This is a genomic window from Haloterrigena sp. KLK7, assembly GCF_037914945.1.
Classification (GTDB): Archaea; Halobacteriota; Halobacteria; order Halobacteriales; family Natrialbaceae; genus Haloterrigena; species Haloterrigena salinisoli.
The window spans coordinates 67,133-80,061 of the sequence record NZ_CP149788.1 but is presented as its reverse complement, the minus strand read 5'-3'; the positions used below and the strand labels follow the sequence as shown (position 1 = coordinate 80,061).

General features: G+C 67.0%; 11 protein-coding genes and 1 pseudogene. 11 read left to right on the top strand and 1 reads right to left on the bottom strand.

Annotated elements, in window-relative coordinates:
• Positions 1-673 precede the first annotated feature (673 nt).
• The 9 genes from WD430_RS19345 (at position 674) to WD430_RS19305 (ending at position 11,577) form a co-directional block, all read left to right on the top strand.
• A complete protein-coding gene (locus WD430_RS19345; RefSeq protein ID WP_339106077.1) occupies positions 674-1,891 on the top strand; it encodes a GTP-binding protein in 1,218 nt (405 codons plus the stop codon).
• A 382-nt stretch (positions 1,892-2,273) separates the two neighbouring features.
• Positions 2,274-3,347, top strand: a complete 1,074-nt coding sequence (locus WD430_RS19340) for a metal ABC transporter substrate-binding protein (RefSeq protein WP_339106076.1) — start codon at positions 2,274-2,276, stop codon at positions 3,345-3,347.
• Positions 3,344-3,565, top strand: a complete 222-nt coding sequence (locus tag WD430_RS19335) for a hypothetical protein (protein ID WP_339106075.1) — start codon at positions 3,344-3,346, stop codon at positions 3,563-3,565. Before WD430_RS19340 ends, WD430_RS19335 begins: the two co-directional genes overlap by 4 nt.
• Complete coding sequence (locus tag WD430_RS19330; protein WP_339106074.1) at positions 3,562-4,335, top strand: metal ABC transporter ATP-binding protein; 774 nt, start codon at positions 3,562-3,564, stop codon at positions 4,333-4,335. The genes WD430_RS19335 and WD430_RS19330 overlap by 4 nt, the downstream gene beginning before the upstream one ends.
• Before the next feature lie 125 nt (positions 4,336-4,460).
• Entirely contained in the window at positions 4,461-5,399 is a 939-nt protein-coding gene (locus WD430_RS19325) for a metal ABC transporter permease (protein ID WP_339106164.1), read from the top strand.
• A 373-nt stretch (positions 5,400-5,772) separates the two neighbouring features.
• A complete protein-coding gene (gene nikB, locus WD430_RS19320) occupies positions 5,773-6,723 on the top strand; it encodes a nickel ABC transporter permease (protein ID WP_339106163.1) in 951 nt (316 codons plus the stop codon).
• On the top strand, positions 6,720-7,628 hold the full coding sequence (gene nikC, locus WD430_RS19315; protein WP_339106073.1) for a nickel transporter permease: 909 nt from the start codon (positions 6,720-6,722) through the stop codon (positions 7,626-7,628). The genes nikB and nikC overlap by 4 nt, the downstream gene beginning before the upstream one ends.
• 2 nt (positions 7,629-7,630) lie before the next feature.
• Positions 7,631-10,036 carry a dipeptide ABC transporter ATP-binding protein gene (locus WD430_RS19310; RefSeq protein WP_339106072.1) on the top strand — a complete coding sequence of 802 codons (2,406 nt, stop codon included), beginning with the start codon at positions 7,631-7,633 and terminating at the stop codon, positions 10,034-10,036.
• Entirely contained in the window at positions 10,033-11,577 is a 1,545-nt protein-coding gene (locus WD430_RS19305; protein ID WP_339106071.1) for an ABC transporter substrate-binding protein, read from the top strand. The genes WD430_RS19310 and WD430_RS19305 overlap by 4 nt, the downstream gene beginning before the upstream one ends.
• A 34-nt stretch (positions 11,578-11,611) precedes the next feature.
• Here the strand turns inward: WD430_RS19305 and WD430_RS19300 are convergent, their stop codons facing one another.
• Positions 11,612-12,292: a class I SAM-dependent methyltransferase gene (locus tag WD430_RS19300; RefSeq protein WP_339106070.1), complete on the bottom strand. Its 681-nt coding sequence runs from the start codon at positions 12,290-12,292 to the stop codon at positions 11,612-11,614.
• 237 nt (positions 12,293-12,529) lie between these two features.
• Between WD430_RS19300 and WD430_RS19295 the strand changes: the two genes are divergently transcribed.
• Positions 12,530-12,781, top strand: coding sequence for an AbrB/MazE/SpoVT family DNA-binding domain-containing protein (locus WD430_RS19295; RefSeq protein WP_339106069.1), 252 nt, complete (start codon positions 12,530-12,532; stop codon positions 12,779-12,781).
• A gap of 6 nt (positions 12,782-12,787) precedes the next feature.
• Positions 12,788-12,874 (top strand): annotated as a pseudogene (locus WD430_RS19290) (PIN domain nuclease); the annotation flags it as partial.
• Positions 12,875-12,929 lie beyond the last annotated feature (55 nt).

Here is a 12,929-nt window from a genome sequence, read left to right as displayed (position 1 = left end):
GTGTGATAACGAAGTTCAAATTTTATCACACACATCTGCAGTTAGTGTATCGGAGTGAGGATGAGTCCTACGCTGACAAGTATGTTTCCAGTAGTATAGAGTGACTATGCGATACCGTCTCGGTTCTCTCTCCGAGAACCTCCATCCACGTGTAAACAGACTTCACCCTTCGCGACTGAATAGCCGAGAACCGTCGAGTGCGCAGCCACGTTGAATACGACTGTATAGGGTGGAATATACCGTTTCAGGCCAGCAGTAGTAGATAGCCACAGACCGCGTCGAGTGAGAGTACGGCGTCGTTGATCGCAACGTGATTCGATCGACACTCGACGGCAGTAGCACGAGTTTCCATACCGCATTGCGTATATCAGGTATTCCGCCTGTTACCACAGCTATCAGACATAGAGATAGTCGTACTGGATAACAGCGCATGGAGTTGCCCGTCGATTCGAACTTCTCGAGGGGGACTCCAGCGACGTCGCTGGTACCATTGCTGCGACCACTGTAGCCGCGTTCGATCCGCGACGGTCTCGAGTGACTGAACACGATTCGGAAGGCGGGAGACTACGAGACGGGGAACTAAGAGAAGCGTCTTAGTTATTAATTTGAGCTAGTAATACCTCACGTAGGGCTAATAGTTACTATTTTAGTGTAGCAGTTTAATAATCCATGTGTGCCATCGAACACGAAACCGATTCCGGTGACGGTTCTGAGCGGGAGCCTCGGCGCGGGGAAAACGACGACGCTCAACCGCGTTTTGAACGCCAACAGGGAGCTGAATACCGCCGTCGTCGTCAACGATATGGGCGAAGTCAACGTCGACGCCGAACTCGTCGAGCGCGAGTCGGACCTCTCACAGAACGAGGAGGACATCATCGAACTCTCGAACGGTTGTATCTGCTGTCGTCTCCGCGGCGACATGCTCGAGGAGGTCGGTCGACTGGCGGAGACCCGAGACTTCGATTACCTGCTCGTCGAATCGTCCGGGATCAGCGAACCGATCCCGGTCGCGCAGACGTTCGCTCGAGGGTTCGAAGACGCGTCGTTCGATCCGACCGGCGTCTACGAACTCGATACGATGGTCAGCGTCGTCGACGCCTACGGCTTCTGGCAGGGGTTCGATTCGGGGCAGGCGCTCACCGACGCCGCCGTCGAGCCGCAGGGGAACCGGGTTCCGGAGGCGGCCCTGATGGACCAGATCGAGTTCTGTGACGTCCTCCTGTTGAACAAGTGCGATCTCGTTCCCGACGAGGCCCTCGACGAAATGGAGGCCGTGCTCCGCGCGCTCCAGCCGCGTGCGGATATCATCCGAACGGAGCACGGAAACGTCGATCCGGACGAGATCCTGAACACGGGTCGATTCGACTTCCAGCGCGCGAGTCAGTCGGCCGGCTGGAAACGCGAACTCCAGGGCGGACACCATCACGACGCCGCCGCTGTCGAACACGGCGTCGAATCGTTCGTCTTCGAGGCCGACAGACCGTTTCACCCGGAACGGATCTCCCACCTGCTCGCCGACCTCCCGGACGGCGTCATCCGTGCGAAGGGGTTCTTCTGGTCGGCCGGGCGAGAGGACGTCGCGATGGGGATGGACAAGGCCGGACAGTCAGTCCGGGCCGGCCCGAGCGGGACGTGGATCGCGACGCTCCCGGAAGCCGAACGGGAGCAGTACTTCGCCGCACGACCCGGTATCGAGGACGACTGGGACGAGGAGTGGGGCGACCGCGGGACCGAACTCGTGTTCATCGGCCGCGAGTTCGACGAGGCGGGCCTCATCGATCGGCTCGAGGACTGCCTCCTGACCGACGGGGAGATGGACGACGATTGGAGTCAGTACCCGGATCCCTTCGGTGTCGACGAACAGCGCGAACTGGCGCTCGCCGACGACTGAAATGGGCGACGAACCGCTTCCGGTCACCGTCCCGAGCGGCGGGCTCGGGGCCGGCGAGACGACGAGAACGATCGTGAGTGGGACGCGTACGAGAATCCGTTACGGCCGTCCTTGACTCGATCGAAGGGCTGCCTCGAGTCGCGTCGCTGTTCACGATTTCTTCGAGACTAGTCCGCCGTTCGACTGCCGTCTGATCCAGACGGTACTCGAGCGCGTTCCGCGATGCATTCGATGGGAGCGGTTCTGAGAAGCGTGACCGCGGGACTGCGCTCGTTCGCTGTCGCTCGGTATCGGATCGCATGGTATGACTGCGGCCCATATTATTAAACCCTATACTCTAAATCACAATTCTTATTATCTACTCCGATAGCTCTAGCAATACATGGCACGACAGAGCCGTCGACGATTCATCGAGTTGGGGTTCGGAGCCGCCGCAGTCGGGACGATCGCGGGGTGTGTGTCGGAGTCGACCGAGAACGCGGGGACGGTGGCTCAATCCTCGTTTTTCGTCTTCGGTGACTTCGCGAGCGCGGTCGCGGGCGACACCGCGACGGCGGAGACGCTGGTCCCCGTCGGCAAGCACGGCCACGGCTGGGAACCGGGGCCGCGGATCCAGGGAACGATCCTCGAGTCAGATCTCTTCGTCCGCGTGGCCGAGGGCTTCCAGCCCTGGGCCGACGACCTCGCGGAGAGCCTCGAGGACGACGACGCCGACGTTCGGCTCGTCAGCGCCGGCGCGAGCGTCGACCGCCTCGACGCCGGCCGGGATGACGGCGAGACGGACGAGCACGACGAACGCAATCACGAGGAGCATGCCGGTCACGACCACGAGAACGAACAGGGGGGCAACGAGAGCCGCGATCACGACCACGAGGAAGCGCACGCCGACGACGGAGGTGACCACGACCACGATCACGCCGGCGCCGATCCGCACTTCTGGCTCGATCCGACGCGCGCGATGACGGCCGTCGAGGCCATCCGCGACGGGTTCGTCGCCGTCGACGAGTCCAACGAGGACGCGTACGTCGACAACGCCGACGAGTACCGCGCCAGACTCGAGGAACTCGACGAGACGTTCCGGTCGACGCTCGCGGACGCGTCCACGGACGTCGTGCTCGTCGCCGGCCACGACGCGTACCGGTATCTCGGTCACCGCTATGACTTCGAGGTCGAGACGTTGACTGGGCTGGCACCCGACAGCCGGCCGACCCCGGCGGATATCGAGCGAGCACAAGAGATCATCGCGGAGCACGACCTCGAGTACGTCTGCGTCGACCCGCTGGAATCGCAGACGGCGGCCGAGCAACTCGTCGAGGAGACGGACGCGACGGATATCCTCCCGCTGACGCCGATTCCTGGCCAGACGCAGGCGTGGGCCGACGAGGACTGGGGGTACGTCGAGATCATGGAGAACGTCAACCTCGAGACGCTGACGGAGGCGCTCGACGCGAGATGAGCGATCAGACATCGACCGACCCCGAACCCGAGTGGTCCGGCTCGGCGGAACCGGGAGCGCCCGGTCCGTCTCGCTCCGAACTGCTGTCGGTCGTCGTCGGTCCCGCCGAGCGGCCGGTCTGTACGATCTATCCGCCGGACGTGGCCGCCCCCTACCGGACGACGACCTGGATAACGGCCCACGGGGACGCGTTCGTCGACCCGGAGGCGATGCGATGACGACCGCATCGACGACGGAACGAGACGCGACGGCGCCGGTCGTCAGCGTCGACGGCGTCACGTTCGGATACGGCGAGCGACCGGTCCTCGAGGACGTCTCGATCGACGTCGAACCGGGGTCATTTCTCGGACTGGTCGGGCCCAACGGGAGCGGCAAGAGCACGCTCATCGATCTGCTGCTCGGCCTCGAGCGCCCGGACGCGGGATCGGTGCGGCTCTTCGGCGAGCGCGCACACGAGTTCGACGCGGGCGAGCGGATCGGATACGTCGCACAGAACGCCACCGAGACGGCCCGGGACGTGCCGATAACGGTTCGCGAGGTCGTCGCGATGGGCCGGTACCCACACCGGCTCGTCGGTCGGTTCTCGAAGGCGGATCGCCGGGCGATCGACGAGGCGATAACGCGTGTCGGAATCGCGGACCTCGCGTCGCGTCGCATCGGCCGGCTCTCCGGCGGACAGCGACAGCGCGTGTTCATCGCCCGCGCGCTGGCCTCCGAGGCGGACCTCCTGATACTCGACGAACCGACCGTCGGCGTGGACGCGGAGTCGCGGGAGGCGTTCTACACGCTCCTCAGTGACCTGAACGCGTCCGGGCTGACGATCGTCCTCGTCGAACACGATATCGGCGTCGTCACGACGTACGCGACCGAGATCGCGTGTCTCAACCGCCGGCTGTACTTCGACGGCGACCCGACAGAGTTCGTCGCGACCGACGCCCTCTCGGAAGCGTACGGGACCGACCAGCACGTCGTCCACCACGATCACTGACTATGAGCGCACGAACTCTCTCCGTTCCCGAAGCGACGACAGAGAGCGCGGCGACGGTCGCGTGGCTCCTCGGCGTCGCGTTCGATCTCTTCGAGTGGCTCCTCGAGAACGTCTACGGCGCGGCGATGGACGGCCTCGCCGACCTCCTCGGCGCGTCGATGCTCAGTTACCCCTACATGCAGCGGGCGTACCTCGGTGCCGTGTGCATCGCCGTTATCGGGCCGCTCGTCGGGACGTTCCTCGTGCATCGGGAGCTCGCGATGATCGGCGACACGCTCGCCCACACCGCCTTCGCGGGCGTCGCCGTCGGGCTGTTCGTCAACGCGACGTTCTCGCTGTCGCTGTCGCCGCTGCTCACCGCCTTCGCGGTGGCAGTCGTCACGGCCCTGCTCGTCGAGTTGTTAATCGAGCGCGCCGGCGCGGACAGCGATACGTCGCTGGCGATCGTGCTGACCGGCGGCTTCGCGATGGGGAGCATTCTCATCACGGCGACGGACGGCGGGATCGCCGTCGGGATCGACGCCTACCTGTTCGGGAGTCTGGCGACCGTCTCGAAGGCGGACGTCGGACTGCTCGTCCTCATGTGCCTGCTCGTCGGCGGCGCCGTCTCGCTGGCGTACCGGCCGCTGTTGTACGTCACGTTCGACGCGACGGCCGCTCAAGCGGCGCGAATGGGCGTCCGGCGCTACAAACGCCTCACGGTCGTTCTCACGGCGTTCGTCGTCGTCAGCGCGATGCAGATCATGGGCGTCATCCTGGTCGTGGCGATGCTCGTCGTGCCGGTCGCGACCGCGGCGCTCGTCGCCCGGAGCTTCAAGCGGTCGATCCTCCTCGCGATACTCGCCGCCGAGTTCGCGGCGGTCGTCGGCGTGACGATCTCGTACGCCTACGCCATCGCCGCCGGCGGCTCGATCGTCGTCGCGGCGATCGGCGTCTACGTCGCCGCGTTGGGCTTCCGAAAATTGACGCTAGACTGGTCCGTTCCGATGCTCTCGAGACGGAGCCGCGATCGCACCGAACGGTCCAGAACAGGTATCGAAGCAGACGGTGGTGAAGAGGAGTGACCGAGGGGATCGCCCGCCGTCGACGACGGAGACGCACGTTCGGGCAGCCTGATCGATACCGAACCGGCCTCCCCCGAGTCGCCGAGACGAGTAGCGCGGTCGCAGCGAAACCTGCATCTTTACAACCAAACCTTCAGTACTTCAAACAAAGTTGTATGAACGCACCGCTCGATATCGACCGGACGACGGGTGACGGGTCCCGCTCCGGGTCGTCCTGGGTCGACCGTGTCGAGAGATGGGACGGTCCCCGGAGTCGGCCGTCCCGCCGACCGGTGTGCCGGTCGAGCGCGAGGGTATCGCCGGTGCAGCGACCGCATCGATCGCTCGAGAGCGAACGCGCGAGTGCGACGACCCGTTCGCCCCTGGCACCGAAATGATCCGCTCCCTCCTCGCTCGACTCGGCTCCCTGTCGGTCGTGATGGTCGGCGTCTCGCTGATCACGTACGGATTCGTGTTCCTCACGCCGGGGGACCCGGCGTACACGATCCTCCGAGAGCGACGGCAGAGCCCACCGTCGGCGTCCGAAGTTGCGGCCTTCCGCGCCGAACACGGACTGGACGACCCCTTTCACGTCCAGTACGTCTCGTGGCTCACCGACGCGGTACAGGGGGATCTCGGGACCTCGTACTACCAGTCCGAACCCGTGACCTCGCTGGTGCTCGCACGGCTGCCGAACACGCTCGAGCTCGCGCTGGCGGCGACGGCCGTCTCGGTGCTGATCGCCGTTCCGGTGGGCGTGATGAGCGCCGTCCACCGGGACACGTGGATCGATCGGACCGGACAGATCGCCGCGCTGATCGGCGTCTCGATGCCGAACTTCTGGCTCGGGTACCTGCTGTTGCTCGTCTGCTCGCTGTGGCTCGGCCTGACGCCCGTCGGCGGCGCGGGGACCCTCGGTCATCTCGTGTTGCCCGCGATCACGCTCGGCACCGGGATGGCCGCGATCGTCACGCGGCTCGTCCGGACGTCGATGCTCGAGGTCCTCGAGGCCGAGTACGTCGATACCGCGCGGTCGAAGGGCGTCCGCGAGCGGCTCGTGGTGTACAAGCACGCGCTCCGGAACGCCCTCGTCCCGGTCGTGACGATCGTCGGACTCCAGTTCGGGACCGTGATCAACGGCGCCGTGATCGTCGAAGCCGTCTTCCAGCGCCCCGGACTGGGGACCCTGCTCGTCGACGCCGTCTTCGCCAGGGACTACCCGGTCGTGCAGGGCGTCGTGCTGGTGACGGCGGCCGTGTTCGTCGTAACCAACCAGCTCGTCGACCTCGCGTACGTCGCGCTCGACCCGCGCATCGACCGCGGGCGCGGAGGTGAGCAACCGTGAGCGATCGGACCACCGGTTCGAGTCCCTCGAGCACGGATCCGGCCGGCTTCCTCGAGCGGGGGCGGCGGCTCCTCCCGCGGACGAACGCCCAGATTCGGCTGGGCGGCGCCCTCGTGGGGCTGCTCGCGGCCGTCGCCCTCGTCGGTCCAGTGGTGTCGCCGTACGATCCGACGGCGCAAGCGCTCGAGGCCCGGCTTCAGGGGCCGTCGATCGCACATCCGCTCGGTACCGACGCGCTCGGCCGCGACGTGGCGACCCGACTCGCCTACGGGGCTCGCATCTCGCTCGCGCTGGCGCTCGGGGCGACGGCCGTTCGCCTCGCGATCGGGACGGCGATCGGCCTGCTCGCCGCGACGGGCGGACGCGTCGTCGACGCCGCCCTGATGCGACTCGTCGACGTCCAGCTCGCGTTCCCCGGGCTCGTGCTCGCGCTCGTGGTCGCGGGCGTCCTCGGGCCGAGCCTGCGAAACGTCGTCGTCGCGCTCTCGATCGTCGGCTGGGCGTCGTACGCGCGGGTCGTTCGAGGGAGCGCCCTCTCGATCACGGAGCGACCGTTCGTGCAGTCCGCGAGACTCTACGGGACGCCGCGGCGCCGGCTCGTCCGCCGGCACCTGCTGCCACACGTCGCGAGCCCGGTGGCGGTCCTCGCGACGCTCAACCTCGGGACCGTCGTGCTGGCGGCCGCCGGGCTCTCCTACCTCGGTCTGGGCGCCCAGCCCCCGACGGCCGAGTGGGGCTCGATGATCGCCGACGGACGGAGTTACCTGCGATCGGCGCCGTGGCTCGTCACCGCGCCCGGCGTCGCGATCATGCTGACCGTCGTCGGCTTCAACCTGCTCGGCGACGGGCTGCGAGACGTGCTGGATCCCGACCACCTCGACGACCGCCGACGGAGGCGGACCTGACTATGACCGACCCACTCGAGATCGAGAACCTCCACGTCCGATTCCGGACCTGTTCCGAAACGGTCCACGCGGTCAGCGGCGCATCGTTCGAAATCGCACCCGGCGAAGTCGTCGGGCTGGTCGGCGAGAGCGGCTGCGGGAAGTCGGCCACCGCGCGATCGATCGTTCGCCTCGAGTCGCCGGGCGAGATCACCGACGGCAGCATTCGCTACGGCGACCGGGAGCTGACGACGGCCGACGATCGGACGCTCCGGCGGCTCCGCGGACGGGAGCTCGCAATGGTCTTTCAGGATCCCTCGACGACGCTGAACCCGGTGTACCCGGTCGGCGAACAGATCGCCGAGGCGCTGCGGGTCCACCGCGACCCGGACCGGCAACCGTTCCTCAGGGAGCTCGCGCTCGGGACGAGCTCCCGGCTCCGATCGACGGAGCTCCGGTCGGACGTCCTCGAGCTCATGGAGACCGTCGGCATCCCCCGTCCGAGCGAACGGATCGACGCCTATCCGCACCAGTTCAGCGGCGGCATGCGCCAGCGGGCGATGCTCGCGATCGCGCTCGCCCGCCGGCCGTCGGTGTTGATCGCCGACGAGCCGACGACCGCCCTGGACGCGACGACGCAGGCGGCCGTCCTCGAGCGGCTGGCCGAACTCAACGAGACGCGCGAAATGGGCATGCTGGTAATCAGTCACGACTTCGACGTCGTCTCAGCGCTGTGCGATCGGGTCGTCGTCATGTACGACGGCGTCGTCGTCGAGCGAGGGCCGGTCGACGAGCTCCGATCGAACCCCGCGCATCCGTACACGAAGGCGTTGCTCGAGTGCCTCCCGAGCCGCGCGGACCCCGGATCGCGGCTCCCCACGATCGAAGGGGTGCCGTCGGACGGTACCGCGCCGTCAGCGGGCTGTGCGTTCGCCGATCGCTGTCCGTTCGCGGTCGACGACTGTCGCGAGCGGGATCCGCCCGTCGTCTCGGTCGGCCCGGATCGAACGGTTCGATGCGGCGTGCCCGAAGCCCGCGACGCGTCGCTCGAGGCGACGGACGCTCGGCGAACGGTCGGGGAGACGGAGACCGGTGGGTCGACCGAATCGAACGCCTCGGACGCTTCGAACGCACCGCACGAACCGAACGCGCCGGACGAGTCAGACACGCCCGCAGCAGTGGCCGTCGACGGCGGGACGGCCGCCTCCCCCGCGACCGCGACGGGCGACTCGCGAGCGGTCGACGAGCCGGGAGCCGCTCCGTCGCTCGAGCCAGACGACTCGAGTCCGGACGACGAATCGAGGCGGACGAACGAGCCGATCGTCGAACTCGAGTCGGTCGCGAAGTCGTTCCGCCGTTCGGACGCGCTCGTCGACCGACTCCTCGGCACCGACGATCGGATTCCGGCCGTCAGGGGCGTCTCGCTCGAGCTTCGCCCCGGAGAGACCGTCGGCCTGGTCGGCGAGAGCGGCTGCGGCAAGTCGACGCTCGCGCGGCTGATCGCGGGCCTCGAGGTGCCCGACGAGGGGACCGTCAGTCTTCACGGCCGGCGGGTCGGCGGCGTCGACGAGCGGACGAGCGCGCAACTGGCCGAGATCGGCGTCGTGTTTCAGCATCCAGGCGCGAGCTTGAATCCGAAGCGGACGGTGGCCCAGTCGATCGCCGAACCGCTACTCGAGGCGGGATGGTCGAAGTCGCGGCGGACCGACCGCGTCGCGGAACTGCTCGCGTTGGTCGGGCTCCCGCCCGAGTGTGGAGACCGGTATCCGAATCAACTATCGGGCGGGCAGCGCCAGCGCGTCGCGATCGCGCGAGCGATCGCGCTGGACCCGTCCGTGCTCGTGGTGGACGAGCCGACGGCCGCGCTCGACGTCTCGACCCAGGCGACGATACTGAACCTGCTCGCCGACGTGCGAGACGAGCTCGGGCTCGCGACGCTGTTCGTCTCGCACGACCTCGAGGTCGTCCGCCACGTCGCGGATCGGGTCGCCGTGATGTACTGCGGGCGGCTCGTCGAGACCGGCCCCGCTCGCTCGACGCTCTCGACGCCGACGCATCCGTATACGAGTGCGCTGCTGGACGCGGTCCCGGACGATCGCGGGATACGGAACGACGGGACGGACGCGGACCGACGCGACGAAACGCTCGCCGGTGAGCCGCCGAGCCCCGCCGAGCCGCCGTCGGGCTGTGCCTTCCACCCGCGCTGTCCGCTCGCCACCGAGGACTGTTCGCGAGTCGAGCCGTCGCTGGAGCCCGCCGACGACACCGATTCACGGTCGCGCTGTCTGTACGCGGACGAGCTGGCAGCCGACGCGGATCGGTCGCGGTCGACCGGTGAGCGACGAGACGCCGACTCGAGCACGGCCGACACCGCCGAGGAATCGCGCTCTGAGACCACCGAGGACACCGACGACCTTCCAGAACGATGACACGCGACGGTCACCGCACGATGGATCGCCGAACCGCGCTGCAAACGACGCTCGGAGCCGCGACGCTCGCCGTCGCCGGCTGTCTCTCGAGCGACGCCGATACCGCCGAATTCAGAATCGGCAGCCCGTGGAAACCGACCCGGGATCCCCTCGACGGCGGGAGCATCCTTCGACGGCTCGGAATCACGGAGGCGCTGCTGGGCGTCGATCACGACGCCGAGCCGGCCCCCGAACTGGCGACCGAGTGGGAGCGACTCGACGATCGGCGGTGGGAGTTCCGGCTCCGGGAGGACGTCACGTTTCACGACGACACCGACGTCGACGCGGCGGCCGTCGTCGACTCGCTGCGCCGGACCGCCGACGCGACCGCGTTCGCGGACGTTCCGATCGAAACCATCGAGGCGGTCGACGAGACCACTGTCGCCGTGACGACGTCGACGCCGTTCGCTCCGTTGCCGGCACATCTCTCGCGCAACGAAGCGGTGATCCTCAGTCCCGACGCCGTCGACGCGGACGGGTCGGTCGCCGACCTGTACGCCACCGGCCCGTTCGCCGTCGACTCGCTGGATCCCGAGACCGAGGTTCGAACCGTCCGCAACGACGACTACTACGGGCAGTCGCCCGCCCTCGAGTCCGTCCGCTACGAGGTCGTCGCCGACGATCAGACGCGTCGGATGAAACTCGAGAGCGGCGAGCTCGAGATGGCGCGGATCCTCCCCCACGAGACGGTCGACTCGCTCGAGTCGACCGACGGAATCGACGTCTACACGCCGGCGGTGCCGCGGATACGGTTCCTCACGTTCGATACCGACTCGGAACCGTTCGACGACGACCGCGTTCGACGGGCGGTCTCCCTCGCGATCGATCGCGGCGAGATCGCCGAGTCGCTCCTCGACGGCGTCAGCGATCCCGCCGTCAGTCCGTTTTCGCCGTCGATCACGGCGTGGGCGAATCCGGATCTCGAGCCGAATCCGTACGACCCGGACCGGGCCCGGGAGCTGCTCGCCGAGGCCGGCTGGACTGGCGGCGCCGACGGGCCGCGAACCCGCGACGGGACGTCCCTCTCCGTCGAGTGTCTCACCTACGACGCCAGGAGCCTCCCGCTCATCGCCGAAGTGATGCAGGACCACCTCGCCGCCGTCGGGATCGAGTTCGACGTGACGGTCCTCGAGTACAGTGCGATGGTCGACCGAGCCGGCCGGGGCTCGTTCGACGCGTACTTCACGTCGTGGGGGACCCTCTGGTACCCCGATCCCGACCGGCTCACGCAGCTGGTCCACTCGACGGCGGCGTCGCTACACCACGGGTACGAGAACGACCGCGTCGATGCGCTGCTCGAGGAGGCGCGGGAACTCGAGGACACCGAGGCGCGGCGGGAGCGATATCACGAGGTCCAGTCGATCATCGCGGACGAAGTGCCGATCGCGGTGATAACGAACTACACGAACGTCATCGCGACCGCGACTGCCGTCCGCGGCTACGAGCCCCATCCGACGGAGTCGGCGTACGGGCTCGAGTCGGTCTCCCTGAACGGCGAGTGACTCGAGGGATCGACCGCGGTCTCGGCGGCCGTCGTTACTCGGGAACGTCGATGCCCACGATATACAGGTCCTGCTCCGGCTCCTCCCCCCAGAGGACCGGCTCCGTCAGCGATTCGTGTTCGATCTCCTCGAGGCCGTGGTCCGCGACGAAATCGACCAGCGCCTCGGGCGGGCGACCGTGATACAGCGGCAGGTCGTCGTGGATCTCGCGGTACTCCTCCCACGGCTGGGGGAAGTCCCAGTAGCCCTCGACGAGGACGATGCGCCCGCCGGGTCGGACGACTCGGCGCCACTCCCGCAGCGCGTTCGAGGGGTTCGGCAGCGTCCAGATGAGATGGCGCGCCGTCACCACGTCGTAGGCGTTATCGGGCACCGCTACCGCCTCGGCGTCCCCGGTGCGGAACTCGATCGAGCGGTCCGCCTCCCGCGCCTTCGCTCGAGCGCGCTCGAGCATTCGGGGCGACAGGTCGACGCCCGTGACGTCGTGCCCCAGTTCCGCCAGCAGCAGCGAGACCGTGCCCGTTCCACAGCCGAGGTCGAGCACGCGTCGCGACGGCTCGCCGGTCCAGGTCCGGAGCACCGACAGCCACGCCTCGCGCTGCTCGGCGTCGTGGACGCCCGAGATTCCGTCGTCGTCGTAGGCGTCGGCGCGCCCGTTCCAGTAGCGCTGGACGACGTCCTTGACGTCCTCGTCGGACTGCTCTGAGTGCGTCACGAGCGACCACCGCGGCGTACGCATCGCTTCGATACCGAGAATCGAGAACCGAGTGATCTTCGCCGGGGCATACGCCACGAACTGGCGAGCCGTGAGATATCAAGATTTCGCGTTTTCGATCGCCGTTCGTACGCTCGAGCGACCGTCTCCGATCGAAGATGTCTCGTCGAGAGACGGCGGGGAAGGAAATAGATCTCGTGGAGGTTTTTTGACTATTCCCGGAGTGGTATAAATACGATGAGTAACACGGTGGAGGCGGACGATCGGGGACGAATCGTCATCCCCAACGAGATCCGGGAGAAACACGGCGATCGCTACCGTGTCGTCGAACTCGAGGACAGGGTCGAACTGATTCCACTCAAAGATGACCCGATCGAAGGGCTCCGTGACGCTGTCGGTGACGCCTTCGACGACAAATCTGTCGAGCAGATCAAACGAGAGTCGCGTGAGGCCGCTCGAGAAGACGCCATAGACGAAGTGACCGAGTAACTATCGGTGATCTACGTCGATACGGACTTCGTTATCGCACTAGTGAAAGACGACGAATGGCTCCAGAACCGTGCCGCCGAGATCGCGATAGAAGAACACGAGTCCGAGTGACCGATCTAACGGAGACACGATCACTGGGAGAGTCTCC

Bases quoted from the DNA above. Each gene is read 5' to 3' on its own strand.
- WD430_RS19340 (WP_339106076.1), top strand. From the start codon at position 2,274: ATGGCACGACAGAGCCGTCGACGATTCATCGAGTTGGGGTTCGGAGCC.
- WD430_RS19335 (WP_339106075.1), top strand. From the start codon at position 3,344: ATGAGCGATCAGACATCGACCGACCCCGAACCCGAGTGGTCCGGCTCG.
- WD430_RS19330 (WP_339106074.1), top strand. From the start codon at position 3,562: ATGACGACCGCATCGACGACGGAACGAGACGCGACGGCGCCGGTCGTC.
- WD430_RS19325 (WP_339106164.1), top strand. From the start codon at position 4,461: ATGGACGGCCTCGCCGACCTCCTCGGCGCGTCGATGCTCAGTTACCCC.
- nikB (WP_339106163.1), top strand. From the start codon at position 5,773: ATGATCCGCTCCCTCCTCGCTCGACTCGGCTCCCTGTCGGTCGTGATG.
- WD430_RS19310 (WP_339106072.1), top strand. From the start codon at position 7,631: ATGACCGACCCACTCGAGATCGAGAACCTCCACGTCCGATTCCGGACC.
- WD430_RS19305 (WP_339106071.1), top strand. From the start codon at position 10,033: ATGACACGCGACGGTCACCGCACGATGGATCGCCGAACCGCGCTGCAA.
- WD430_RS19295 (WP_339106069.1), top strand. From the start codon at position 12,530: ATGAGTAACACGGTGGAGGCGGACGATCGGGGACGAATCGTCATCCCC.